Source organism: Actinomadura sp. ATCC 39365, from assembly GCF_054392275.1.
In genome coordinates, this window is sequence record NZ_CP184335.1 from 5,567,874 (window position 1) to 5,593,358 (window position 25,485).

General features: G+C 73.7%; 18 protein-coding genes. 11 read left to right on the forward strand and 7 right to left on the reverse strand.

Translation table 11 applies throughout. From position 1 onward, the window contains the following. The first annotated feature begins 147 nt into the window (after positions 1-147). Positions 148-2,622 (forward strand): tetratricopeptide repeat protein, encoded by a 2,475-nt coding sequence (locus tag ACNF49_RS27245; RefSeq protein WP_482945464.1) that lies wholly within the window; start codon positions 148-150, stop codon positions 2,620-2,622. Here the strand turns inward: ACNF49_RS27245 and ACNF49_RS27250 are convergent. Continuing rightward, the gene (locus tag ACNF49_RS27250; protein WP_482945465.1) at positions 2,606-5,332 is read right to left on the reverse strand and encodes a helix-turn-helix transcriptional regulator; all 2,727 of its coding nucleotides are present in this window, start codon (positions 5,330-5,332) and stop codon (positions 2,606-2,608) included. The two genes, ACNF49_RS27245 and ACNF49_RS27250, sit on opposite strands and share 17 nt — an antisense overlap. A 128-nt stretch (positions 5,333-5,460) precedes the next feature. On the opposite strand from ACNF49_RS27250, the gene ACNF49_RS27255 reads away from it, so the two are divergent. Further along, positions 5,461-6,075, forward strand: coding sequence for a dihydrofolate reductase family protein (locus ACNF49_RS27255; RefSeq protein WP_357987520.1), 615 nt, complete (start codon positions 5,461-5,463; stop codon positions 6,073-6,075). A 17-nt stretch (positions 6,076-6,092) separates the two neighbouring features. Here the strand turns inward: ACNF49_RS27255 and ACNF49_RS27260 are convergent, their stop codons facing one another. Further along, positions 6,093-7,478, reverse strand: coding sequence for an MFS transporter (locus tag ACNF49_RS27260; RefSeq protein WP_482945466.1), 1,386 nt, complete (start codon positions 7,476-7,478; stop codon positions 6,093-6,095). A 166-nt stretch (positions 7,479-7,644) separates the two neighbouring features. Next, positions 7,645-7,827, reverse strand: coding sequence for a glycine zipper domain-containing protein (locus ACNF49_RS27265; protein ID WP_357987515.1), 183 nt, complete (start codon positions 7,825-7,827; stop codon positions 7,645-7,647). 196 nt (positions 7,828-8,023) lie between these two features. Between ACNF49_RS27265 and ACNF49_RS27270 the strand changes: the two genes are divergently transcribed. After that, positions 8,024-8,437, forward strand: coding sequence for a VOC family protein (locus ACNF49_RS27270; RefSeq protein WP_357987512.1), 414 nt, complete (start codon positions 8,024-8,026; stop codon positions 8,435-8,437). A 274-nt stretch (positions 8,438-8,711) separates the two neighbouring features. Continuing rightward, positions 8,712-9,536, forward strand: a complete 825-nt coding sequence (locus ACNF49_RS27275; RefSeq protein WP_482945467.1) for a nitroreductase/quinone reductase family protein — start codon at positions 8,712-8,714, stop codon at positions 9,534-9,536. 6 nt (positions 9,537-9,542) lie between these two features. Here ACNF49_RS27275 and ACNF49_RS27280 read toward each other — a convergent pair whose 3' ends face one another. Then, complete coding sequence (locus ACNF49_RS27280; protein ID WP_482945468.1) at positions 9,543-10,739, reverse strand: MFS transporter; 1,197 nt, start codon at positions 10,737-10,739, stop codon at positions 9,543-9,545. Between the two features lie 83 nt (positions 10,740-10,822). Between ACNF49_RS27280 and ACNF49_RS27285 the strand changes: the two genes are divergently transcribed. Further along, positions 10,823-11,284 (forward strand): winged helix-turn-helix transcriptional regulator, encoded by a 462-nt coding sequence (locus ACNF49_RS27285; RefSeq protein WP_357987503.1) that lies wholly within the window; start codon positions 10,823-10,825, stop codon positions 11,282-11,284. An 18-nt stretch (positions 11,285-11,302) separates the two neighbouring features. On the opposite strand, the gene ACNF49_RS27290 is transcribed toward ACNF49_RS27285, so the two are convergent. Continuing rightward, positions 11,303-12,190 carry a serine hydrolase domain-containing protein gene (locus ACNF49_RS27290; RefSeq protein ID WP_498703839.1) on the reverse strand — a complete coding sequence of 296 codons (888 nt, stop codon included), beginning with the start codon at positions 12,188-12,190 and terminating at the stop codon, positions 11,303-11,305. A 6-nt stretch (positions 12,191-12,196) separates the two neighbouring features. Between ACNF49_RS27290 and ACNF49_RS27295 the strand changes: the two genes are divergently transcribed. Both ACNF49_RS27295 and ACNF49_RS27300 read left to right on the forward strand, forming a co-directional pair. Beyond that, positions 12,197-12,754 carry a TetR/AcrR family transcriptional regulator gene (locus ACNF49_RS27295; RefSeq protein WP_482945470.1) on the forward strand — a complete coding sequence of 186 codons (558 nt, stop codon included), beginning with the start codon at positions 12,197-12,199 and terminating at the stop codon, positions 12,752-12,754. Between the two features lies 1 nt (position 12,755). Beyond that, positions 12,756-13,112 carry a hypothetical protein gene (locus ACNF49_RS27300; protein WP_357987494.1) on the forward strand — a complete coding sequence of 119 codons (357 nt, stop codon included), beginning with the start codon at positions 12,756-12,758 and terminating at the stop codon, positions 13,110-13,112. Between the two features lie 35 nt (positions 13,113-13,147). Here ACNF49_RS27300 and ACNF49_RS27305 read toward each other — a convergent pair whose 3' ends face one another. Further along, positions 13,148-14,101, reverse strand: coding sequence for an aminotransferase-like domain-containing protein (locus tag ACNF49_RS27305; RefSeq protein ID WP_482945471.1), 954 nt, complete (start codon positions 14,099-14,101; stop codon positions 13,148-13,150). Between the two features lie 39 nt (positions 14,102-14,140). Further along, positions 14,141-14,560 carry a winged helix-turn-helix domain-containing protein gene (locus tag ACNF49_RS27310; protein ID WP_482945472.1) on the reverse strand — a complete coding sequence of 140 codons (420 nt, stop codon included), beginning with the start codon at positions 14,558-14,560 and terminating at the stop codon, positions 14,141-14,143. Here ACNF49_RS27310 and ACNF49_RS27315 point away from each other — a divergent pair. From ACNF49_RS27315 to ACNF49_RS27330, 4 genes are all read left to right on the forward strand, one after another. Continuing rightward, positions 14,559-15,791: an aminotransferase class V-fold PLP-dependent enzyme gene (locus ACNF49_RS27315; RefSeq protein WP_482945473.1), complete on the forward strand. Its 1,233-nt coding sequence runs from the start codon at positions 14,559-14,561 to the stop codon at positions 15,789-15,791. The genes ACNF49_RS27310 and ACNF49_RS27315 overlap by 2 nt on opposite strands. Before the next feature lie 163 nt (positions 15,792-15,954). Then, positions 15,955-19,074: a LamG-like jellyroll fold domain-containing protein gene (locus tag ACNF49_RS27320; RefSeq protein WP_482945474.1), complete on the forward strand. Its 3,120-nt coding sequence runs from the start codon at positions 15,955-15,957 to the stop codon at positions 19,072-19,074. Further along, positions 18,996-19,223, forward strand: coding sequence for a LamG-like jellyroll fold domain-containing protein (locus ACNF49_RS27325; RefSeq protein ID WP_482945475.1), 228 nt, complete (start codon positions 18,996-18,998; stop codon positions 19,221-19,223). Before ACNF49_RS27320 ends, ACNF49_RS27325 begins: the two co-directional genes overlap by 79 nt. Positions 19,224-19,242: 19 nt before the next feature. Further along, the gene (locus ACNF49_RS27330) at positions 19,243-25,482 is read left to right on the forward strand and encodes an RHS repeat domain-containing protein (protein WP_482945476.1); all 6,240 of its coding nucleotides are present in this window, start codon (positions 19,243-19,245) and stop codon (positions 25,480-25,482) included. The last annotated feature ends 3 nt before the right edge of the window (positions 25,483-25,485 follow it).

Here is a 25,485-nt window from a genome sequence, read left to right on the forward strand (position 1 = left end):
CGTCCCCCGGGGCGTGACTCCATCTCAGCGCAGCGGGCCCGCCGCGACGATGCCCGTGGGACACCGTGGGACAGCCGGGATGCCTCTGGCCTGCGATGATTCGTCCCGGTAAGTTTCTTCACCGACGGGACAGAGAGGCAGGAACGCGTGACACGACAGCAGACGGCGGACCCCCAGGACGAGCTGGCCACCCGGCTGCGCCTGCTCCAGGAGCTCTCCGGGCACGGCGTACGGGCGCTCGCCCGCGAGACGGGCCTCAGCTCGTCGTCGTTGTCGCGCTACCTCAGCGGCCAGTCGGTGCCGCCGTGGGCCGCGGTGATCGAGCTGTGCCGCCTGGTCAAGCGCGACCCGCGCCCGCTGCGTCCGCTGTGGGACCGGGCGGCCAACCCCCTTCCGGCGCCGCCCAAGGCCAGCCGCCAGGTCCAGCCGCCCGCGCCGCCCGCCGGCGCTCCCCGTCCGCCGCGCAACGACCTGCCGCGTGACGTGCCGGACTTCACCGGGCGCGAGGCCCATCTCGACGCCGTGCTCGCCGCGGTCGCGCAGAGCCGGGTGGTCGCCGTCGACGGCATGGCGGGCGTCGGCAAGACGTGCCTGGCCGTGCACGCCGCGCACCGGCTCGCTGCCGACTACCCCGACGCCCAGCTCTACCTGGACCTGCACGGGTTCACCGACGGACGTGAACCGCTCGACCCCGACCCCGCGCTGCGCTCGCTGCTCGCCGCGCTCGACGTGCCCTCGGAGAAGATCCCGCAGGAGGGCGGCATCGAGCCGCTGGCCGCCTGCTGGCGGGCCGAGCTGGCCGGGCGGCGGGCCGTCGTGGTCCTCGACAACGCCGCCGGCGCCGAGCAGGTCCGCATGCTGCTGCCCGGCGCGGGCGAGTCCGTCGCCCTGATCACCAGCCGCAACCGGCTGCTGGGCCTGGAGGAGGTGCCGCCCGTCTCGCTGGACGTGCTCACCCCGCAGGAGAGCGCCCAGCTGCTGGCCCGCGCCAGCGGCGACCCCAGCGGGCCCGACGGGCGGCTGGCCCAGGACCCGGATGCGGCGGCCGAGGTGCTGCGGCTGTGCGGCCACCTGCCGCTGGCCCTGCGGCTGGCCGGGGCCCGGCTGCGCCACCGGCCCGGCTGGACCGTCGGCATCCTGGTCGAGCGCATGGCCGAGGGGCCGAGCGAGTTCGACACCGCCTTCGCCATGTCCGTACGGCAGCTCGACCGCGCCCAGCGCCGCCTGTTCCGGCTGCTGGGCCTGCTGTCCGGGTCCTCCTTCGACGACTACGTGGCCGCCGCGCTGGCCGGGGTGCCGCTGCGCGAGGCGCGGACGATGCTGGAGGACCTGCTCGACGCCCACCTCGTCCAGCAGCCCTCGCCCGGCCGGTACACGCTGCACGACCTCGTCCACCAGCACGCGCGCCGGGCCGCCGAGGAGCAGGACTCGCCGGCCGAGCGGGAGCAGGCGCTGGGCCGGGTGCTCGACTACTACGTGCACGCGGCGGCCGCCGCCGACGCCGCGATGCCGTACGAGTCGGGCAGCCGTGCCGCGTCGGCGGGCAGCCCGCCGGCCGCTCTGCCGGCGTTCGGCAGCAAGCACGCGGCGCTGGGCTGGTTCGTCACGGAGTACACCAACCTCATGGGCGCCTTCGAGGTGGCGGTCGCCACCGGCGCCGACGCGCACGCGTGCGAGCTGCCCCGCTTCATGCGCGCGTTCTTCGCCCGGCGCTGCGGCACCACCCACCTCAACGTGCTCTTCGAACGGTCGCTGGCGGCGGCCGAACGCCTGGGCGACCCGTGGCAGCTCGCCGAGGCGCACAGCGACCTGGGCTTCGCCCGCTACAACGCGGGCCGCATGGCCGAGGCGGGGGCCGCGTACGAGGCGGCGGCCCCCCTGGTGTCCCAGGCCGGCGACGCCCGCTCCGCGGCGGACCTGATGATGCGCCGCGGCTACCTGAGCTGGGACGAGGGCCACGTCGAGGAGCCGCTCGACCTGTTCAGGCAGGCGGCCCGGCTGTACGCCGACGCCGGCTGCCCGACGGGCGTGGCCCACGCCGCCGCCGACGAGGCGTGGGCGATGCTGCAACTGGGACGCCGGGAGGAGGCGGCCCGGCTGGCCCGCGACGCGCTGGAGCAGACGCACGGCGAGCCCGGCTGGCCGGCCACGCTGACCGCCCGGATCACCCTCGGCATGGCAATCGTCCACGAGGAGCCCGCAGAGGCCGCCCAGCACCTGAGCCAGGCCCTGGATCTGGCCCGCGAGGACGGCCACAAGCACAACGAGGCGTGGTGCCTCAACTGCCTGGGCGTCGCCCTGCGCCAGATGGGCCGCCACGAGGAGGCGCTGGAGAGCCACCGGCAGGCGTTCGCCCTCCTGGACGAGCTGTTCGAGGAGCACTGGAAGGTGCACTTCCTCTACGGCTACGCCGAGACCTGCCGCCTGGCCGGCCTGCCGGAGGAGGCGCTGCGCCTGCACCGCCAGGCCCTCGAACTGGCACCCAAGGTGGGCGCGCGGCACAAGGAGGCCCTGGCCCACGAGGGCATCGCGGCCGTGCTCGACGAGAGCGACCCGGCCGCCGCGGCCGAGCACCGCGCGGCGAGCCAGGCCATCCGCCGCGAACTCAACCCGGACGCCTGACCCCGTCCTCCTCGCGGACGGGCCGGGCGGCGGTCGCGCGGGCCAGCTCGGTGCGGTTGGCGACCTGGAGCTTGGCGTAGACGTGCGCCAGGTGGGTCTTGACCGTGCCCCGGCTGACGAACAGCCGGGCGGCGATCTCCGGGTTGGACAGCCCTTCGGCGGCGAGCCCGGCCACCGACCGCTCGGCCGGGGTCAGGCTCTCCCAACCGGACTCGGGCCGGCGGCGCGGCCCCCGCGCGCGGGTGGCGTGGGCGACCGCCGTGTCCAGGTCCATGCCGCGTCCCCGCTCGATGGCCGCGAGCAGTTCGCGGCCCTCCTCGCCGTCCGCGGCCGGGAGGGGGCAGGGCGCGGCCCCGAGGCCGGCGCGCGCCCGCTCGGCGGCGCCGGCCAGCACCCCGGCCGTCCTGACGGCCCCGCGACGCAGGTCGAGCAGCGCCAGCGACTCCAGGCCGGCCACCAGGCCGAGCACGAGGTCGTGGTCGACGTTGATCCGCAGGGCCTCGTGGTGCAGCCGCAGCGCGCGTTCGGGGTCGTTCTCGTGGGACAGCAGCGCCAGCTCGTCCAGCACCCCGGCGCGCACGCGCGGCATGCGCCCGGTGACCGGCGACCGCGACAGGGCCTCCAGCAGCCGCGCCGCCGCCGCCTCCGCGCCCGACCGGCGCAGCGCCGCCGCCAGCACGAGCTGGGTGTCGGGCGCCAGCCACGCCGCGTCCGGCTCCTCCTGCCAGCGGCCCTCCCGCCAGCACCACTCCACCGCCTCGCGCGGGCGGTCGTGCCCGAGCGCGAGCATCGCCTGGCAACGCTCCCACCCGGTGATGAACGGCAGCCGTCCGAGCCCGTCGATCAGCCGGTCCACGGGCTCCAGAGCGGCGGCGGCCTCGTCCAGGCGGCCCTGCAGGATGCGGATCTCCGCCAGGACGACCCGGGCCGAGCCGGTCCAGTGCAGGTCACGTAGCGGTTCCGCGGTCACGACGGCCCGCCCGGCCAGCTCGGCGGCCCGCTCCAGCGCGCCCGACCGGGCGGCGGCCAGCGCCCACCAGCCCAGCGCGAAGGAGGCCACGCCGCGGTCGCCGCGCGCGACCAGCCGCTCCACGGCCCGCTCGAAGCACTCGGTCGCCTGCCGGTAGTCGTCGCCGAGCACGTGCACCAGGCCGACGATCGCCTCGGCGCTGTCGGCGACGAACCCGTCCCCGGCCCGGACGGCCTCCTCCCGCACCGCGCGGGCCTCGGCCAGCGCCTCGGGCAGGCCCGTCGCCAGCAGGCCGAGCGCGATCAGCGGCCCGGCCGGCCGGGCGGACTCCGGGGCGCCGGTCGCCTCGGCCAGCTCCCGCGCCGCCCGCGCCACCTCGAACGCCTCGATCCCCGGCTCGGCGGTGTTGAGCACGAGCGCCAGCGCCGCCAGGACCCGGGCCTGGAGCGGGCTCGGCTCGTCCGCGCCGAGCGCCGCGGCCCGGCGCAGCAGCGCGGCCCCCTCGGCGCCGCGTCCCTCCAGGTGCCACAGCCACGCGCAGTCCGCGGCCAGGCGCCGCCCCCGCGCCGGGTCCGGACGCGACAACCCCCACTCGATCGCGGCCCGCACGTTGGGGTAGGCGGCGCCCAGCCGCGCCCGCCAGGCGTCCTTGTCGGTCTCCAGCAGCGGCGCCAGCTCCGCCGGCAACGACGCGTGGACGTCCAGGTGCAGGTCGCGCGCGGCGGTCTCCTCCCGCGCCGCCGCCAGGCGGTCCAGCGCGTACGCCCGCACCACCCCGAGCATCCGGTACCGGGCCACCGGGCCGGTCGTGTCGGCCACGACCAGCGACTTGTCGATCAGCCCCCGCAGCGCCCTGAGCAGGCGTCCGGCGCCGGGCCCGCCGAGCTCGGCCAGGCGGGTGACGGCGTCGGCGGTGAAGCCGGGCTCGAACACCCCGGCGCGCCGGAACAGCACCCGCTCGTCGTCGTCCAGCAGGTCGTGGCTCCAGCTCATCGACGCCTGCAGGGTGCGCTGGCGGAAGGGGGTGGTCCGCGCGCCGCCGTCCAGGAGGGCGTAGGGGGCGCTCAGGGAGTCGGCGATCTGCGCCAGCGACAGCGCGCCCGCCCAGCCGGCCGCCAGCTCCAGCGCGAGGGGCAGCCGGTCGAGCCGGTCGCAGATCCGCCTGGCCTGCGACCCGGCCACCCGTGCCGCGGCGGGGCCGGCCGCGTCCGGGGCGCCGGCGCGGACGCGTTCGAGGAACAGCTCCAGCGCGTCGGCCAGCCTCATCGGCGGCACCGGCCACACCCGCTCGCCGGGCACGCCGAGCCTGGACCGGCTGGTGGCGACCACCGCCACCCGCGGGCACTCGGCCAGGACGGCCGCGACGACCCCGGCCGCGTCGTCCAGCACGTGCTCGCAGTTGTCCACCACGAGGAGGAGGTCGCGCTCGCGCAGCGCGGCGGCCAGCACCGGCACCGGGTCCCGGTCGGCGGGCAGCGGGACGTCCAGCGCGGCGGCCATCCGGCGGCCGACCTGGCCGCCGTCGGTCTCCTGCTCCAGGCCGACCCAGAACACGCCGTCCGGCCACGCCCCGGACGCCGTCCGGCACAGGCGCATCGCCAGCCGGGTCTTGCCGCACCCGCCGGGACCGGTCAGGGTCAGGACCCGCCCGGCCGCCACCGCCGCGCCTGCCGCGGCCAGCTCCTCGGCCCGGCCCACGAACGACGACAACTCTGCCGGAACATGACGGACATCAGACATCGCCCGAAGTATGCCAGCAAATCAGCCAGGGATTCGGCGGCATCTCTGCCAGGTGGCCGATGTTCCCGGCCCGCCCGGACGGAAGGATCGTGCCCATCGGAACAAGCACCTCACCAGGAGATCCGGACATGACGCAGCACGACAACATCCAGGGCCGCAGGGTCGTCGGCAACATCTCGCTGTCCCTCGACGGCCGGGTCAGCGGGCCGGGCGGCGAGTACGACATGAGCTGGATCGTCCCGCACGCCCTCAGCGACGGCGCCCGCGACCACATGATCCGGGTGACCGGCGCGGCCACCACCGTCCTGCTCGGCCGCAGGAACTACGAGGGCTTCGGCTCCTTCTGGCCGGCGGTCGCCGGGGACGAGGACGCCGACCCCCGCGACCGGGCCTTCGCCCAATGGCTCGACGAGACCGAGAAGATCGTCTTCTCCTCGACCCTGACGGACGCGCCGTGGCGGAACTCCCGCCTGGCCGAGGCCGGCCCCGCCGAGGAGGTCGAGCGGCTCAGGAAGCAGGCCGGCGGGGACGTCGTCGTCCTGGCCAGCGGCAGCGTCATCAGGGCCCTGCTGGAGGCCGACGCGCTGGACCGGCTCAGCATCACGCTCTGCCCGGAGGTGGCCGGCGGCGGCGCCCGGCTGTTCGAGGACGGCCTGCCCGCCGCGCACTGGTCGCTGACCGACCTGACGACCACCGACTCGGGCGCGATCTGCCTGCTCTACGACCGCCTGCGCCAGGGCTGAGCGGCCACACCCGCAGGTCAGGCGGGGAGCGGGGCCGTGGTGGCGCGGTGCCGGGCGAAGGTGAGCGCGACGACCGTCCCGAGCAGCATGCCCGCGGCCGCGACGAGCACCGCCGTGCGCATCCCCGAGGCGAGCGCGGGGCCGGTGGCCTCGCCCACCCCGCCGGCCGCGACCAGCACCGCCAGCCCGAGCGCCGCGCCGACCTGGAGCGCGGTGGAGGCCATGCCGGACGCGATCCCCTGCTCGCCCGCCGCCACGCCGGTGGCCGAGGCGATCCACATCCCGGTCCAGGTGAGGCCCTGGCTGACGCCCGACACGACGATGCCGGGCAGCACAGCCCAGTACGAGCCGTCGGCGCTGATCCCCATCGCCAGCAGCGCGGTGCCCGCCGCCCCGCCGACGGTTCCGACGAGCAGCGTCACCCGCATCCCGATCCGCCCGGCCAGCCGCCCGCCGAGCTGGGTGCCCAGCGCGATCAGCAGGGACGGCACCAGGAACGCCAGCCCGGTCGCCACGGCGCCGTACCCGAGCACGGTCTGGAAGTAGATGGTCAGGAAGTACGGCAGCGCGTTGAACGTGGCGCCGAAGACCAGGATGAGCGCGACGGCCGAGCTGAGGCTGCGGTTGCCGAACAGCCGCAGCGGCATGAGCGGGTCGGCGCCCGCCTTCTCGACCGCGACGAAGGCGCCCAGCAGCACGGCGGCCAGCACGAACCCGCCGGTGATGAGCGGTGAGCTCCACCCGGACTCGGGCCCCTGGATGAGCGCGTAGGCGAGCAGGCTGACGCCGCCGGTGGCCAGCACCGCGCCCGGGACGTCGAACCGGCGGCCCCGCGCGCGGGCCCGGTCGGCGGGCAGCAGCAGCCACGCTCCGGCGATCGCGACGACGGCCAGCGGCACGTTGACGTAGAAGACCGCCTCCCAGCCCCAGGCGCCGGTGAGCAGGCCGCCGAGCAGGGACCCGAGCGCCAGCCCGCCGGCTCCGGCGCCGCTCCACACCGCCAGCGCCCTGTTGCGCGCCGTCCCCTCGGCGAAACCGGTGTTGACCAGTGCCAACGTGGCAGGGAACAGCAGCGCGCCGCCCAGTCCCTGCGCGGCCCGCGCGGCGACCAGCGCCCCGGGGCTCTGCGCCATGCCGCCGGCCAGGGAGGCGAGCGCGAACAGCGCCAGCGCGCCGACGAACATCCGGCGGTGGCCGAGCAGGTCGGCCGCCCGGCCACCGAGCAGCAGGAAGCCGCCGTACGCGACGGCGTAGGCGCTGGCCACCCACTGCAGGGTCTGCGGGGAGAAGTCCAGGTCGGCGCCGATCCTGGGCAGGGCGACGAAGACGATGTTGAAGTCGAGGGAGGTGATGAGCTGGGAAAGGGCCAGCAGGGCGAGGATCAGGCCGGGTCGGCGTCTCATGTCCACCTTCATACGAATGTCCGGGAAATACGTACAGTTCGGGATCCTCGTACAATTGGGGGACGCTCGTCAAATCACCGTCCGGTGAAGAGGCGGGAACGAGAAAGGGCCCTCGCGAGATCGCTGGGCCCGTTTCTTCGTGCGCGGATTCGACCGGCGCGGGGGATTACTGCTGGTCCTGCGCCTTCTTCGCGGGGAGGGCGTAGGCGAGGGCCGCGCCGAGGCAGAGCGACAGCGCGAGCCCCAGCAGGATGTTGTGCAGGGTGACGCCGAGGCCCATGCCGATCGCGATGCCGGAGGCCAGGCCGATGGTCCAGTTGGGGGTGGTGCGCTGCGCGTTGTTCGTCATGGTCCGATCCTGTCGGAGCCGGCGGATCCGGCGTAGACGCCGCAGTCACAGGTGGGCGATGACAGAAGTCATGGCTCTCGCCGTACGTTTCTCAAGGCCGGCCCAACCGGTCAGGATTCGAGAAGCGCCCGGGTGGGCGTCCTCCGTAGCGTTGCTCTCATCGTCGGAAACGTCTGAAGCACCAAGGAGACACGGCATGAAAGCGCACGTCAGCTCTATCCTCCTCGCCGTCCGCGACATGGACGCGGCCAAGCGGTTCTACACGGAGGGCCTCGGCTGGAAGATCCAGAACGACTACGGCATCTCGGTGTTCTTCGAGTCCGACGGCGCCTCGCCCGTCGGCTTCTACGGCCGCGAGGGCCTGGCCGACCAGATCGGGCTGAGCCCGGAAGGCAGCGGGTTCAGCGGGGTCGTGCTCACCTATGTCGTCCGCAGCGAGGCGCGGGTGGACGAGATCATGGAGGAGGCCGAGAAGGCCGGCGCCACCATCCTCAAGCCCGCCGGCGCCCTGCCGTGGGGCGGGTACGGCGGCACCTTCGCCGACCCTGACGGCTACGTCTGGAGCCTGGGCTACAGCGACCAGGGCAAGGACCAGCCGTACGCCGAGTAGCCGCGGCGGGCGCCTCCACGGGAGGTGGTGAGGTCCGGCGCCGGCGCGTGATCGTGCCGACGCCGGACCACCGTGGACGGACCTGGATGTCTTGTCGGCTTTGCGAAAAATATCTTGATGAAGTAGCGTCACCCCCGTGACTGCCGGGTCGGCCTTGGGCCACGCACCAGAGAGCAGCCCGGCCCTGGCGTGATCGCCCGGCGGGCGCGCGGCCCGCCGCTTCCTCTTCTCCTCCTCAGCACGTCAGAGCAGAGACCATCACCCATGGAGAAGAGTGGATTTCAACAAGCAGGTCATCGACGAGTTCCGCGCCAACAACGGCCAGGTCGGCGGCTATTTCGAGGGAGCGAGACTGCTCCTGCTCACCACGACCGGCGCCCGTTCGGGCAAGCCGCACACCACCCCGCTCGGCTACCTGCCGGACGGCGGTGAGCGCATGCTGGTCATCGCCTCCGCCGGCGGGGCGCCGAGGAACCCCGCCTGGTACCACAACCTGCGCGCCAACCCCCGTGCCACCGTCGAGAGCGGCGTCTTCGTCTTCGACGTCGAGGCGGAGGTCCTGCAAGGGGCCGAACGGGACGCCGCCTTCGCCCGCGCCGTGGAGAGCGACCCCGGCTGGGCCGACTACCAGGCCAAGACGACCCGGATCATCCCCGTCGTCGCGCTGAAGGTGGTGCCGGGGCCGCCCCGGTCGACCGCGCCCTCCGGCGGGGCGTACCTCAAGCTGGTGCACGACGGCTTCCGCCGCGAGCTCGCGCTGATCCGCAAGGAGCTGGCCGACACCGGACGCCCCGGCCTGGGCGTGCAGCTGCGCATCAACTGCCTGACCATGTGCCAGGGGCTGCATCACCATCACACCGGCGAGGACACGATGATGTTCCCGGCGCTGGCCGAGCGGCACCCCTCGCTCGCCCCGGTCATCGAGCGGCTGGCCGTGGAGCACGAGCGCGTGAGCGTGCTGGTGGCGGAGCTGAAGGAGGCCCTGTCCGGTGACGACCCGGTGCGGGTGCGCGCGGAGATCGAGCGGCTGACCGACGAGCTCGAAGCGCATCTGACGTACGAGGAGGAGCACCTCGTGCCGATCCTCGACCTCGCCTGAGCCCGTTCAGGCCGAGACGGACGCGGGTGCCGGCGGCGCGGCGCTGAGCCGCCGGGTCGAGACGGCGACGACGAGCCCGAGCGCGGCGTAGGCCGCGCCGAGCAGGCAGGCGGCCGCCCATCCCGCGAGGCTGTAGGCCCAGGTGGTGGTGATCGCGCCGAGCGCGGAGCCGAGGGAGTAGCAGGCCATGTACGCGCCGATGACCCCGCTGCTCCGGTCGGGACGCGCGGTGGTGAGCAGGTGCTGGCTGCTGACGTGCACGGCCTGCACGGCGAAGTCGAGCACGATGACGCCGGCGATCAGCAGCCACAACGACCAGCCCGCCTGGGCGGTCAGCAGCCACGAGCCGGCGAGCAGCGCCAGCGACCACCCGGTGACCGAGGACGCCAGACCCCGGTCGGCCCAACGGCCGGCCCGGGCCGCGCCCAGCGCCCCGGTGAGACCGGCGAGCCCGAACAGCCCGATCTCGGTGGTGCCGAGGTGCCACGGCGCGGCGCCGAGGGGCAGCGCCAGCCCGCTCCACAACGTGCCGAAGGAGGCGAACAGGAAGAACGCGATCAGCCCCCGGCTGAGCAGGAGCCGGTCGCCGGCGACCAGCCGCCCCAGCGACGACAGCGACCGGCCGTAGGAGACCCGGGGGCGCCGGACGTCGGCGTCGAGGACGAGGCGGGCGGTGATCGCCAGCAGCACGCACAACGCGGCGATGACCAGGTAGACCGCCCGCCAGTCGGCCAGCTCGCCCAGCAGGCCCGCGACCATCCGGACCCCGAGGATCCCGGCCACCACGCCCGAGGTGACCGTGCCGATGTTGCGGCCGCGCTCGCCGGGCGGTGAGACGGCGGCGACGTAGGCCACCGTGACCTGGACGACCACGGCGAACAGCCCGGCCAGCGCCAGGCCCGCGATCGCCAGGCCGCCGCCGGGTGCGACGGCGGCCACCGCGGCGCCCACCGCCGTCAGCAGCAGGTGGGCCGTGATGAGCCGGCGCCGGTCGAACAGGTCGCCGAGCGGGACGAGCAGCACCAGTCCCGCCAGATAGCCGATCTGGCCGGCGGCGACCAGCCATCCCAGTGATCCGTCCGCCAGCCCGAGGTCCCGGCCCGCGGCCTGGAGGACCGGCTGGATGCCGTAGACGGGCGACACGGCCACCGCGCACACCAGTGCGAGCACGATCCGTTGCCTTCCGGTCAGTCCTGGCGACATGTCACTCCTCAATCAGTTTCAATATGCAACCGATCGGAGGCTAGGGCATAATGGTTTTGAATTGCAACTGATCGGAGGGCCCAGTGGACGTCACACTCGCCGCGGGAAGCGCCTGGACCGACCCGGCCTGCCCGGTCGCGCGCGCCGTCGACCTGGTCGGCGACCGGTGGAGCCTGCTGATCGTCCGTGACGCGATGGACGGCGCCACCACCTTCACCGAGTTCCACCAGCGGCTGGGGATCGCCCGCAACATCCTGACCGACCGGCTCCGCAAGCTGGTCGAGCACGGCATCCTGGACAGGCGGGCCGCCGCCGACGGCAGGCGGCACGCCTACCGGCTCACCGACGCCGGGCAGGACCTCTTCACGGCCGTCGTCGCCCTGCGCCAATGGGGCGAGCGCCACGCCTTCACCCCGGACGAGCCGCACTCCGTCCTGGTCGACGGCCAGGGTCGGGAGCTGCCCCGGCTCCACCCGCTCGGCCAGGACGGCACACCGCTCTCCGCCGAGACCTCACGCGTCAGGAAGACCTCCGCGTCCGGCTAGCCGGCGATGGTCCCCGGTTCAGGGGGCTTTGAGCGCCGCGTCGAGGAGGGCGTCGAGGAGCGGTATCCGGCGGTCGGTGTCGTCGCGGGTCGCGGTGAGCGCGATGCTGATGTCGAGAGCGGGGATCCGGGCCTGCAGGGCGCGCAGCCCCGTCCAGCCTCCGCCGTGGCGATAGACGACATGTCCGGCATATGACCGTACGCCCATGCCCCAGGCGTAGTCGATCGGCGTCCCGTCGTCGAGCCGTCCCGGGGTCTGCATGAGCGGTGAGACGCCGAGCTCGTCCGCGTTCAGTGCCTGGCTCCAGCGCAGCAGGTCGGCGAGGGGCGTCCACACACCCCCGTCGCCGAGTGACAGGGGTGCGGGGCGGGGGCGGACGAGCGGTGCGGCGCCCTCCGGCATGGGTTCGGGCCCCGGCCAGCAGCGGGTGCCGGTCATCCCCAGGGGGGCGAAGAGCCGGCGGTGGGCGAGGTCGGGCAAGGGCAGGCCGGACGCTCGTTCCAGCACCGCCGCCAGGCAGACGTACCCGGCGTTGGAGTAGGCGTGCGCGGTGCCCGGCGGGCGGTCCAGAGCCGGGAAGCGGGTGAGGGCCGCGAGAACGCCCGGCGTGGTGCGGTCGGCGGCGCCCTGGAGTGCGTCGATCTCGGCATCCGCCGGAAGGGCGGCCGTGTGGTGGACGAGGTGCCGGATCCGTACGGCGCCGGCCCACCCCGGCAACTCGGGCAACCAGCGCGACAGGGGCGACTCCATGTCCAGCGCCCCGTCCCGGACCAGCAGCGCCGCGCACGCCGCGGTCATCTGCTTCGACAGCGACGCGGCGTAGAGGACGGTTGTGGGGGTCCGGTCGCACGTCCCGGAGTTTAGGAATGGGCGTTCTTGACTGAACGTTCCTTTACTGTCTAGGATCGAGGCATGGGACGACCAAGAGGATTCGACGAGGTCACCGTGGTACGGGCGGCGGCGGAGCTGTTCTCGACCCGGTCATACGACGGCATCTCCATGGACGAGCTGGTGACCCACCTCGGCGTACACCGCAACAGCCTGTACAAGACCTTCGGCAGCAAGCGCGGTCTCTACCAGGCCGCGCTGAGCTGGTCCCTGGAGCACGACGTCAACCCCCTGATCGACCGGATCGCCGCCGCCGGCGACCTGGCCGAGGCGTTGCGCGTGGCCGCCGCCGAGCCGGCCGCCGAGGTGGGCCTCAACCTGCTGCTGCTGGCCGCGGTCGAACGCGCGCCGGTGGACCGCGAGGTCGCCGACCGGCTCGCCGCCGTGCTGGCCGCGTTCGACCAGGCCGCCAGGGCGGCGTCCGAGAGCGAGGGCACGGAGGACGACCTGGCCTTCGCGCTCACCGCGGCCGTCCTCGGCCTGCGGATGCGGGCCAGGGCGGGGACCGCGAACACCGATATAGACCAGGCCGGCGCCGCTCTGGCCCGCCGGCTCACCCACCACCACCACCAAGGAGCATGACATGGCGAGGATCAGCATTGACGGACAGGCGCTGGTCGTGGAGATCGAGGGCCTGGACAAGCTGTGGGCGTTGAAGAGCCGGCTGGTCATCCCGCTGGCCAACGTCCGCGGCGCCACCGCCGACCCGGGGATCGTCGGCGACCCCAAGGGGGTGCGCGCGCCCGGCGCCCACCTGCCCGGCGTCATCACCGCCGGAACGTTCCATCTCAACGGCGAGAAGGTCTTCTGGGACGTGCACGACGCCGCCAAGGCCGTGGTCATCGAGCTGGCCGACGAACGTTACGCCCGGCTGGTGATCGAGGTCGCCGACCCGCGCGCCGCCGTGGCGCTCGTCGAGGAGGCCATCACCGTCCGCTGACGGCCGATCCTGGATCAAGGGCTGGAGCAGAAGCGCTACCGGGACACTCCGAGCGTGCGGTCCACCCGCGCGAGCCGTCGCACGGCCTCGGCCAGCTCGGTGTGCCCGGCGGTCGCGGCGAAGCCGAGGCGCAGGCAGGCCGCCGGGAGCTCGGTGGCGAAGTAGCGGTTTCCGGCGCTGACGGCCACACCGTCGCGGCGGGCCGCGTCGGCGACCACGGCGTCGTCGGCGCCGCCGGGCAGGCGCACCCACAGGTGGAGGCCGCCGGCGGGCACGCGGTCGAGGGTCCAGCCGGGCAGCTCGGCCAGGACGGCGGCGGCCAGCGTCGCGCACCGCTCCCGCAGCGCCGCGCCCAGCGACCGGACGTGCCGTTCCCAGGCGGGCGAGGTGAGCAGTTCGAGCGCCGCCTCCTGCAGCGGGCGGCTGACGAAGAAGTCGTCGACCAGCCGCACGGCGCGCAGGCGTTCCATGACCGGGCCCCGGGCGGTCAGGGCGCCGATGCGCAGGCTGGGCGCGGCCGGCTTGGTGAGGGAGGTCAGGTGCACGACCGTGCCGTCGCGGTCGTCGGCCAGCAGCGGCGGCGGCACCGGCGCGCCGTGGCCGAGGTGGCGCGCGAAGTCGTCCTCGATCACGAAGGCGCCGGCCGCGCGGGCGGTGTCGAGGACCTGCCGGCGGCGGCCCGGGGCCAGCACCGCACCGGTCGGGTTGTGGTAGGTCGGCTGGCAGTAGAGCAGGCGGGCGCGGGTCAGGGCGAAGGCGTCGGCCAGCAGGTCGGGCTTGAGGCCGTCGGCGTCCGTCGGCACCGGCACCGGGCGCAGGCCGGCCGCCCGGGCGGCGGCGATGGCCCCGGGGTAGGTGGGCGACTCCATCAGGACGGGATCGCCCGGCCCGGCGATGGCCCGGAACGCCATGGAAAGGGCGCTCTGCCCGCCGGCCGTGATCAGAACGTCCTCGGCGTTCACACCGCCGCCCGCCATCGTGGCGAACACGCCGCGCAGGGAGGCCAGACCGGCGGCCGGGGCACGGTCTCAGGCGTCGGGACGTCGGGCCGCGCGGGCCAGCGCGGCGGTCAGGGCGCGGGTGGGCTGGAGCGAGCGGTGCAGGTAGCCGCCGTCCAGCAGGATCGTGCCCTCGGGGAGCGCGCCGACCGCGCCGGCCAGGCTGCGGGTGTCCACGGCCCGGTCGGCGAGGGTGACGGACTGCCACGCGGTGTCGGGGACGCCGGCCCGCCGCCGGGACGGGGCCGCGACGTACGTGCCGCTGCCGGGACGGGTGACCACCACGCCCTCGGCGGCCAGCGCGGCGATCGCCTGCGACACGGTGGCGGGGCCGACCTTGTAGCGCCGGATCAGCTCCCTGCTGCTCGGCAGCCGGTCGCCCGGCGAGAGCCGGTCGATCATCGTGCGCATCCTGGTCGCCAGCTCGGCCGAACTGCTACTGTCGGACATGAGAATCGATGATAGCGCTTCCAGCACTTCGCCAGAATCGCTTCTGGACGTCGCGGCCCTGCGCGCCGACACCCCGGGAGCCGCCGAGGTCGTGCACTTCAACAACGCCGGGTGCGGCCTGCTGCCCGCTCCGGTGCTGGCCGCGATGGTCGACCACCTGCGGCTGGAGGCGCACCTCGGCGGCTACGAGGCGGCCGCCGCCCGCGCGGCGCAGGTCGCCGAGTTCTACGCCGAGACCGCCGCCCTGATCAACTGCGCTCCGCGCAACATCGCCTTCGCCGGCAGCGCCACCCACGCCTTCTCCACCGCGCTGTCGGCGATCCCGTTCGCGGCCGGGGACGTCGTCCTGACCACCCGCAACGACTTCATCTCCAACCAGATCGCCTTCCTGTCGCTGGCCAGGAGGTTCGGGGTACGGGTCGTGCACGCGCCCGACCTGCCCGAGGGCGGCGTGGACGTGCCCGCCATGGCCGCGCTGATGCGCCGGCACCGCCCGCGCCTGGTGGCCGCCACCCACATCCCCACCAACTCCGGCCTGGTCCAGCCGGTCGCCGAGATCGGCCGGCACTGCCGCGAGCTGGACCTGCTCTACCTGGTGGACGCCTGCCAGTCGGTCGGCCAGTACCCGATCGACGTCGAGGAGATCGGCTGCGACCTGCTCACGGCCACGTGCCGCAAGTTCCTGCGCGGCCCGCGCGGCTCCGGCTTCCTGTACGTCGCCGACCACGTCCTGGACGCCGGCTACGAGCCGCTGTTCATCGACATGCACGGCGCGCGCTGGACCGAGCCGGGCCGCTACGAGCCGGTCGCGACGGCGGCCAGGTTCGAGGACTGGGAGTTCCCCTACTCCGTCGTGCTCGGCTGCGCGGCCGCCGCCCGCTACGCCCGCCGGGTGGGCGTGGACGCCGTCGCCCGGCGCACCCCGGCCCTGGCCGCCGGCCTGCGCGACGGGCTCGCCGCGCTGCCCGGGGTGCGCGTGCTCGACCGGGGACGGCGGCTGGGCGCCCTGGTCACCTTCGCCGTCGGGGGCTGGCGGGCGGAGCCGTTCAAGGCGGCGCTGGACGCGCGCGGCGTCAACTCGGCGCTCAGCTTCCGGCACTTCGCCCAGTTCGATTTCGGGGACAAGGACGTCGACTGGTGCCTGCGCCTGTCGCCGCACTACTACAACACCGAGCAGGAGGTGGACCTGGTCGTCGCGGCGGTCGCCGAGCTCGCCGCCACGCCTCGGTGACGGGTGCCGCGAGCGGCTGACGGCGGTTCCTTCCACGCATGTCCCAACTTATGGCGAATTTCGCCAGAAGATCTAGACGTACGGCATTACGCGGGTGACAATCCGTTCGTCAATCGAAGATCGCCTGGTCCCGCGCGGACCTCTGGTCGACATGCGAGGACCGATGCGGGTTGTGCGTGGGCTGGTCGCGGCCGTCTTGGCGTTCACGATCCCGGCGGTGCCGCCCGCCGGCGCGGAGCCGCCGGAGGCAGGCGCGCCTCCGGCGGCGAGCGCGCCCCTCGCGTCCCTCGCGCCGGAGGCGGCCGCGACCGCCGCGGCCAGGCGTACCGGCCGGCCGGTCGAGATCGAGTCGATGCGCAGCGAGACCCGTCAGGTCTTCGCCCGCCCGGACGGCACCTTCACCCTCGAACAACACGCCCGCCCCGTCCGCGTCCGCCAGGCCACCGGCTGGGTGCCCGTGGACACCACGCTCCGCCTGCGTCCCGACGGCGCGGTGGAGCCGGCGGCGACGGCGGCCGGGCTGACCTTCTCCGGCGGGGGCGGCGGCCCCCTCGCCCGCCTGTACCGCAGCGGCAAGGCCCTGGAGCTGAGCTGGCCGGGCACGCTGCCCAGGCCCTCGCTGGACGGCGACACCGCCACCTACCCCGAGGTGCTGCCCGGCGTGGACCTGCGGGTCACCGCCGACGTGGACGGGTTCTCCCACGTCCTGGTGGTCAAGACGCGGGCCGCCGCGCGAGCCCTGCCCGACCTGGACTTCCCGCTGTCGGTCAGCGGCCTGTCGCTCACCGCCGACAAGGCGGGCAACCTGGAGGCGGTCGACCGCACCGGCGGCACGATCTTCATCGCGCCCACCCCCACGATGTGGGACTCGACGGGCGCCGGCCAGGCCGCGGTCAAGGAGGGCCGCGCGCCCGAGGCCCGCCAGGCCACCATGGGCGTCTCGCTCGAAGGCAGGAAACTGCGGCTGCGGCCGGACCGCGCGATGATGAGCGACCCGAAGACGCGGTACCCGGTGTTCCTGGACCCGTACTTCTCGGCCGCCCGCGGCGCCTGGACCGCCGTGTGGAGCAACTGGCCCAGCTCCAACTACCTCAACTCCAGCGACGTCGCCCGCGTCGGGCACGTCAACTCGCAGACCAACCGCTCGTTCTTCCAGATGAACACCGGCGCCACGATCCACGGCAAGCAGATCATCAAGGGAACGCTGCGCACGTACGAGACATGGTCGTACTCGTGCAGCGCCCGCGCGGTCGAGGCGTGGTCCACCAACACGATCAGCAAGAGCACCACCTGGAGCAACCAGCCCAAGTGGGTCAAGAAGCTCTCCACGGTGAACGTGGCCAAGGGCTGGGGCTCGGCCTGCCTGCCCGGCGGCGTCGAGTTCGACGTCACCTCCCAGGTCGCCGACGCCGCCGCCAACAAGTGGCCCAACATCACCGTCGGCCTCCGCGCCACCAGCGAGACCGACCAGTACGCCTGGAAGAAGTTCCGCAACAACCCGAGCCTGGTCATCGAGTACAACTCGCTGCCGACCGACCCGGTGGCGGCCGACGCCTGGTCCGACCCGGGCGGCCCGTGCGTCTCCGGCGACGACCGGCCGGTCATCAGCACGCCCACGCCCAAGCTCTGGGCCCGGCTCAAGGACGCCGACAATTCCGTCAGGGGCCGCTTCGAGTGGTACCGGGCCGACGGCACCAAGGCCGGGGAGTACCTGACCCCCTTGGGCTCGACCGGCACGGCCTTCTCCGCCCTCGTCCCGCAGAGCCTGTACGCCGACGGCGCGCTGGTCCGCTGGCGGGTCCGCGCCGAGGACGGCAAGGCCAACAGCGCCTGGAGCCCCTGGTGCGAGGCCACCGTGGACGCCACCGCCCCCGGCCGGGAGCCCGAGGTGTCCTCCGACCGGTTCACCGAGAACGGCTGGAGCGACGGCGTCGGCCTGGCGGGCGGGTTCACCTTCGCCCCCAACGGCGTCACCGACGTCGCCGCCTACGTCTACGGCCTGGACACCGCCCCCAAGACCGAGGTCCCGCCCGCCCAGGACGGCACGGCCGCGATCACCCTCACCCCGCGCCACGACGGCCCGAACGTCCTGTCGGTGCGCAGCAAGGACCGCGCCGGGCAACTCGGCCCGATCCGCACGTACGTCTTCAACGTCAACGCCGGACGGGGACCGGCCGGCCACTGGCCCATGGACGAGGGCCGGGGCGGCACCGCCGCCGACGCCGCCGGCACTCACCCGGCCACCCTGTACGGCGCCACCTGGACCTCGGGCCGGACCGGCGGCGCGGTGCGGCTGGCCAACGCCTACGCCCAGACCGGCGGCCCGGTCGCCGACACCGGACGCAACTTCGCCGTCACCGCCTGGGTCCGGCTGACCGGCACCGCCGCCTCCGCCACCGCCGTCACCCAGGAGGGCGGCCGGACCGGCGCGTTCTCCCTGCAGTACAGCAAGGCCGACAACCGCTGGGCGCTGGCCGTCACGGGCGCCGACGCCGACGCCGCCACGGCCGTGCGCGCGCTGTCGGCAGCCGCGCCCCGGCTGAACGAGTGGACCCACCTGACCGGCGTCTACGACTCGGCGGCCGGTCAGATCTCCCTCTACGTCAACGGCCGGCCGGAGTCCTCGGTCGCCGTCCCCGCGCCGTGGAACGCCACCGGCCCGCTGACCATCGGCCGCGGCAAGGCGACCGGCGCGGCGGCCGACTTCTGGCCCGGCGACGTGGACGACGTGCGGCTCTACGGCCGCGCCATGTTCGCCGACGAGGTCGCCGACCTGGTCAACAGCGCCGCCACGCTGGTCGGTCACTGGAAGCTGGACGAGGACGGCGGCCTGTCGGCCGCCGACTCCTCCGGCCGGGCCACGCCCGCCGCGCTGGCCGGCGCCGCCACCTGGACCGACGGCTGGCTGGACGGCGCCCTCGCGCTCGACGGCGCGACCGGCTACGCCCAGACCGCCGCGCCCGCCGTCGCCACCGGCTCCGGGTTCACCGTCGCCGTCTGGACCCAGCTCGACTACCTGCCCGCCAAGGACACCGCCGCCGTCGCCCAGCCGGGCACCAGAGCGGCCGGGTTCCAGCTCGGCTTCGACAAGGAACAGGGGCGGTGGGCCCTCGGCATGGCCGCCGCCGACACCGACACCGCCGCCCTCGTCCGCACCCGCTCGGACGCCGTCCCCGCCCCCTGGAATGGACGCACGTCGCCGGCGTGTACGACGCCCTCGCCGGCGAGCTGCGCGTCTACGTCAACGGCCGCCTGTCGGCCACCACCGTCACCCCCCACGTGAGCACCTGGACCGCCACCGGCCCCCTGCAACTGGGCCGGACCAGAACAGCGGGCGTCTTCACCGGCTACTGGCCGGGGACCGTCGACGACGTCCGCACGTACGACGGCGTGCTCAGCGCCGAGCAGATAGCCCAGCTAGCAGCCCAGTAGCCCCTCCCTGGGAGAATCCGTGGACAGTGAGTTAGAGCTGCCAGAGCCCAACTGGAATCGTTTTCAGCAACCCGCCGCCGAACCCGACGCCCCCGACCCCCGCTGGAACCGCTTCCAGGGCGTCAAGCCCGAGACCGCCTGGCCGCGCAGGCTGGCGACCGTGCTCACGGTCGTGCTCCTGGCGCCCATGGCGTACGCGATGCCCGCCTCCGCCGCGCCCCGCAAGGCGCCGACGGTGCAGAAGGAGACGCCGGTCAAGGGCGGGAAGGTGCCCGTCCTGCCGCCGCTCGCCGATCCCGCCTCCAAGCAGGCGTGGAAGGCCCCGCCCAAGGTCGCCTGGCCCGCCGCCGGCACCGCCGAGCTGGGCGGTAGCGCCGCCACACTGGCCGCCGGGTTCCCGGTGCGGCTCGCCCCGGCCGCCAAGGGCGTGGCCGCGGCCGAGGCCGTCCCGGTCAAGGTGGAGCTGCTCAGGACCGACCTGCTCGGCGTCGCGATGCGCGTGTCGCCCGGCCAGGGCGTCACGGCGGCCAAGGCGGCCGGGAAGACCCGGCTGGAGATCGACTACTCCGGCTTCCGGTACGCCTTCGGCGGCGACTACGGCGCCCGGCTGCGCATGGTCGAGCTCGACGAGTGCGCGCTCGACGCCAAGGCCGCCGCCACCTGCGCCGCGCCGCGGCCGGTCAGGAGCGACAACGACGCCAAGGCGGGCAAGCTGACCGCCGAGGTCGAGACCACCGGCCTGTACGCCGTGACCGCCGCCGCCTCCGGCCCGTCGGGCGACCACGCCGCCACCTCGCTGGCCGCCTCGGCGAGCTGGAGCGTCGGCAACCAGTCCGGCGACTTCTCCTGGAGCTACGACCTGCGCACCCCGCCCGCCCTGGGCGGCGACGAGCCCGACCTGTCGCTCGACTACTCCTCCCAAAGCGTGGACGGCCGCACCGTCTCCACCAACAACCAGCCGTCCTGGGTGGGGGAGGGCTTCGAGCTGAACCCCAGCGGCTACGTCGAACGCCGCTACAAGGCGTGCATGATCGACGGCAAGAAGACCGGCGACCTGTGCTGGGACCAGGACAACGCCACCCTGTCGCTCGGCAACTCCGCCGTCGAGCTGGTCAAGGACGCCACCACCAAGCAGTGGCGGCCCAAGCGCGACGACGGCACCCGCATCGAGTACCTCACCGGCGCCACCAACGGCGACAACAACGGCGAGTACTGGCGGGTCACCACCGCCGACGGCACCCAGTACAGCTTCGGCCTGAACCGCCTGCCCGGCTGGGTCACCGGCAAGCCGGAGACCAAGTCGGTGCAGACCGTGCCGGTGTTCGGCAACAACAGCGGCGAGCCGTGCTACTCCAGCACCCCCGCCAACGCCTGGTGCCAGCAGGCCTACCGGTGGAACCTCGACTACGCGGTCGACACGCACGGCAACGCCACCACGTACTGGTACGAGAGCGAGAAGAACTACTACGGCCGCAACATGAAGCCCGAGCTGGGCACCGTGTACGTGCGCGGCGCGTACCTCACCCGCGTCGACTACGGCTACCTGAGCAACGAGCTGTTCACCAAGGCCCCGGCCGCCCGGGTGGTCTTCGACGTGGCCGAGCGCTGCCTGCCCTCCGGAACCGTCACCTGCGCCGCCGACCAGCTCAAGAAGGAGACCGCGGCGTCCTGGCCGGACGTGCCGTTCGACCAGATCTGCGACGCCGGGGTCAAGTGCACCGACCGGCTGTCGCCGACGTTCTTCTCGCGCAAGCGGCTGGCCAAGGTCACCACGCAGGTGCTCGACGCCTCCGGCCAGTACAGCCCGGTCGACTCCTGGACGCTGACCCACCAGTTCCCCGCCACGGGCGACGGCCTCAGCCCGTCGTTGTGGCTGGCCTCGGTCCAGCAGAGCGGCCACGTGGGCGGCACCCTCACCATGCCGAAGATCACCTTCAGCGGCGTGCAACTGCCCAACCGGGTGGACGCCAACGAGGGACGCGCGCCGCTGGTCAAGTGGCGGGTCCAGGCCGTGAACAACGAGACCGGCGGTGAGCTGCGGGTCAACTACGCCGCGGCCGACTGCAAGCCCGGCGACGTGCCCGCCGCGGCCGACAAGAACAACCGGCTGTGCTTCCCGCAGCGCTGGGCGCCGCCCGACGAGGGCGAGGTGACCGACTGGTTCCACAAGTACGTCGTCACCCAGACCGTCGAGGTGGACCGCGTCGCCGGCTCGCCGAACGTGGTCACCGACTACGAGTACCTCGACGGCGGGGCCTGGCACTACGCCGACAACATCCTCGTCAAGCCCGAGCAGCGCACCTGGTCGGACTGGCGCGGGTTCGGCCGCGTGCGGGTGCGCGAGGGCGACGGGCAGGACACCCGGCGCACGCTCACCGAGTTCAGGTACTTCCGCGGCATGCACGGCGACAAGCAGGCCGACGGCTCCAAGCGCACCGCGCAGGTCGTCGACACCGAGGGCGGCAAGCTGGACGACCTCGACCAGCTGTCCGGCTTCGAACGCGAGGAGATCCTCTTCGACGGCGACAGCGCGACGGTGCTCACCGCGACCGCCGAGGAGCCGTGGTCGCTCAAGACCGCCGAGTCCACCCAGGGCGGCGTCACCAAGACCGCCTACGTGGTCGAGCCCAAGTCGATGGTGACCCGCACGGCGCTGGCGGGCGGGGCGTGGCGGCGTACCGGCGAGGAGCGCTCGTACGACGCCAAGGGCCTGCTCACCCAGGTGGAGGAGAAGGGCGACCTGGCCAAGACCGACGACGACCAGTGCACCCGGTACACCTACGCCCGCAACGACACCGCCTGGATGCTCGACTACGCCAGCAGGATCCAGAAGGTCGCCGCGAGCTGCGGCACCGCCGTCTCGGCCCTGGCCGCCGGCGAGGTGATCTCCGACGAACGGGTCCAGTACGACAACAGGGCCTACGGCCAGGCGCCCACCAAGGGCGACGTGACCACCGTCCAGCAGCTCGGCGCGGCCGACGGGTCGACCGTCACCGACAGCATTCACACCTACGACGTCTACGGCCGCGAGACCAGCGAGACCGGCCCGGTCGGGACGAAGTCCACCATCACCTACAGCCCGGCCACCGGCGCCCCGGCCACGGAGATCGTCGAGACCAACCAGCTCGGACACGTCGAGCGCACCCTCGTCGAGCCCGCCTGGGGCGAGCCGGTCGCCGAGGTCGACGCCAACGGCCGGCGTACCGACATGGAGCACGACGCGCTCGGCCGCCTGGTCAAGGTCTGGCAGCCGGACCGCAGCAAGGCCGCCGGCCAGTCGCCCAGCACCGAGTACGCCTACACCATGCGCACCGACGGCCCCAGCGTCGTCACCACCAAGACGCTGCGCGCCGACGGCGGCTACACCGTCAGCCACGAGCTGTACGACGGCCTGATGCGCGAGCGCCAGACCCAGGAACCCGCCCCCCGCGACGACCAGACGCAGGACCCGGCGCTGCGCGACGGGCGCACGATCACCGACACCTTCTACAACTCGCTAGGCGAGGTGAGCAAGTCCAACACCGGCTACTTCGCCACCGGCACGCCCGCCACCCAGCTGCTCGCGGTCGCCGACACCGACGTGCCCACGCAGGTCGTGTCGGTCTTCGACGGCGCCGGCGAGGTCAACGCCCAGATCCTGAAGGCCAAGGGCGTGGAGAAGTACCGCGTCTCGGCCACCCAGCAGGGCGACCGCGTCAACATCACGCCGCCGACGGGCGGCACCGCGACGACCCGCATCGGCGACGCCGACGACCGGCTCGTCGAGCTGCGCCAGTACAAGGGCGCCACCCCGACGGGCCCGTACGAGTCCACCAGGTACACCTACGACCCCGCCGGCCGCCTGTCCACGGTGACCGACGCCGCGGGCAACGTGTGGCGCCACCACTACGACGTGCGCGGCCGGGAGATCAGGACGGAGGACCCGGACAAGGGCGTCACCACGATGACGTACAACGACGCCGACGAGCTGGTGAGCACCACCGACGCCCGCGGCAGGACCCTCTGGTACGTCTACGACGAGCTCGGACGCAAGAAGGAGCTGCGCGACGGCTCGGCCACCGGCACGCTGCTGGCCGAGTGGAAGTACGACGCGCTGGCCAAGGGCCACATGAACGCCAGCATCCGGTACGCGGGCGGGCAGGCGTACAAGGCGGAGATCAACGCCATCGACGCCGACTACCGCACGCTGCGCGAGACGGTGACCGTCCCCGAGCGGGAGGGCAAGCTGGCCGGCTCGTACGTGCTCAACACCCGCTACACCCTCGACGACCAGGTGCAGTCGGTCAGCTTCCCGGCCGGGGGCGGGCTGGAGGCCGAGTCGGTGGTCTACTCCTACGACGAGCTCAGCCAGCCGACCAAGGTCAGCGGGCTGTCGTCGTACGTGACCGCGACCCGCTACTCCAAGCTCGGCGAGACCCTGCAGTACGAGCTGGGCTCCGGCGGCAAGAAGACCTGGCTCACCTACACCCACGACGAGTCCACCCGCAGGCTGACCAGGATGCGGCTGGATCGGGAGGGCGCCGCCGCCACCGACCTCGACCTCGACTACGCCTACGACGCCGCCGGCAACATCACCAAGATCGCCGAACGGGCGGGCGGCCAGGACACGCAGTGCTTCACCTACGACCACCTGCGCCGGATGACCTCGGCGTGGACGGCCACCGACGACTGCGCGAGCGGCACGCCGGCCTCGGACAAGATCGGCGGCGTGGCGCCGTACGCGGTCAGCTACGCCTACGACTCCACCGGCAACCGGGTCAAGGAGACCAAGCACGCCTGGGGCGGCGCGCCCGAGGCCGTGCGCACCTCGGTCTACCCGGCGGCCGGCGGCAAGCAGCCGCACGCGGTGCAGAGCATCGGCGCCGACCTGTTCACCTACGACGAGGCCGGCAACACCACCCGGCGCAAGGTCGGCACGTCCGACCAGGCCCTCGTCTGGGACGCCGAGGGCAACCTGGAGTCGGTCACGGAAGCGGGCAAGACGACGTCGTTCGTCTACGACGCCGACGGCGACCGGCTGCTGCGCAAGACCGCCACGGACGCCACCCTGTACGTGGACGACATGGAGCTGCGCTTCGACTTCGCCAAGGACGCCGTCGAGCAGACCCGCTACTACACCGTCAACGGCGAGCCGATCGCGGTCCGCACGCCCGACAACCAGGTCTACTTCCTGGCCGCCGACCACCAGGGCACCGCGCAGGCCGCGGTGAACGGCGGCACCGGGGAGCTGGCCGTCCGGCGGACGACGCCGTTCGGCGAGGACCGGGGGTCGCCACCGCCATGGTGGCCGGGGCAGCGGTCCTTCGTCGGGGGCACCAAGGACCCGACGACCGGGCTCGTCCACCTGGGCGCCCGCGAGTACGACCCGAAGAACGGCCGCTTCCTGTCGGTCGACCCCATCATCGACGAGGAGGACCCGCAGCAGCTCAACGCCTACGCCTACGCCAACAACAGCCCCGTCAGCATGAGCGACCCCGACGGCCAGCTGTTCTGGATCGCCGTCGGCATCGCGGCCCGCATCGCGGCGCGGATCATCGCCAGGAAGCTGGCGCAGGCGGCGGCCCGGCGGGCGGCGCTCGCGGCGGCCCGGGCGGCGGCGCGGCGCGCGGCCATCGCGGCGGCCAAGCGGCGGGCGGCGGCGCTGGCCAGGAAGAAGGCGCTGGAGGCGGCCAAGAAGAAGGCCGCTGCCGCGGCCAAGCGCAGAGCATTGGCCGCGGCCAGGAAGAAGGCGGCGGAGAAGGCCAGGAAGGCGGCCGCGGCGGCGGCCAAGAGACGGGCCGCGGCGGCGGCCAAGAGGGAGGCACGCAGGAAGGCCGCAGAGGCGGCCGCCAAGCGGCGGGCCACGCAGGCGGCCAGGGCGCGTAACCGCTACCGGGCGGCCCAGGCCCGGCGCGCCCAGGCGGCGCGGCGCCCGGCACAGCGTCCGACCAGTCACCGGGCGGTGCAACGGCAGTCGCCGCCGAAGGCCGCCAGGCAGCCGGCGCAGCCGAGACCGAGCCAGGTCTACCGGAACGACGGCACCACGCAGCCGACCCAGTCCTACACCGTCTACCGCGACGGCAAGATGTACCCGGACGGCCCGCCGCCACCCAGCCTGACCAGGCCCCAGGGCTCCGGGCAGGCGGAGAAGCAGATCTTCAAACCGGAGAAGATCGAGCCGGAGAACACCCGGACGGGCACGATCGCCGAGACCGGCGCCCGCGTCACCCGATGGATCGACCAGAGCGGCCTGGACGACTTCCTCGGCGGCTTCTTCTGATCC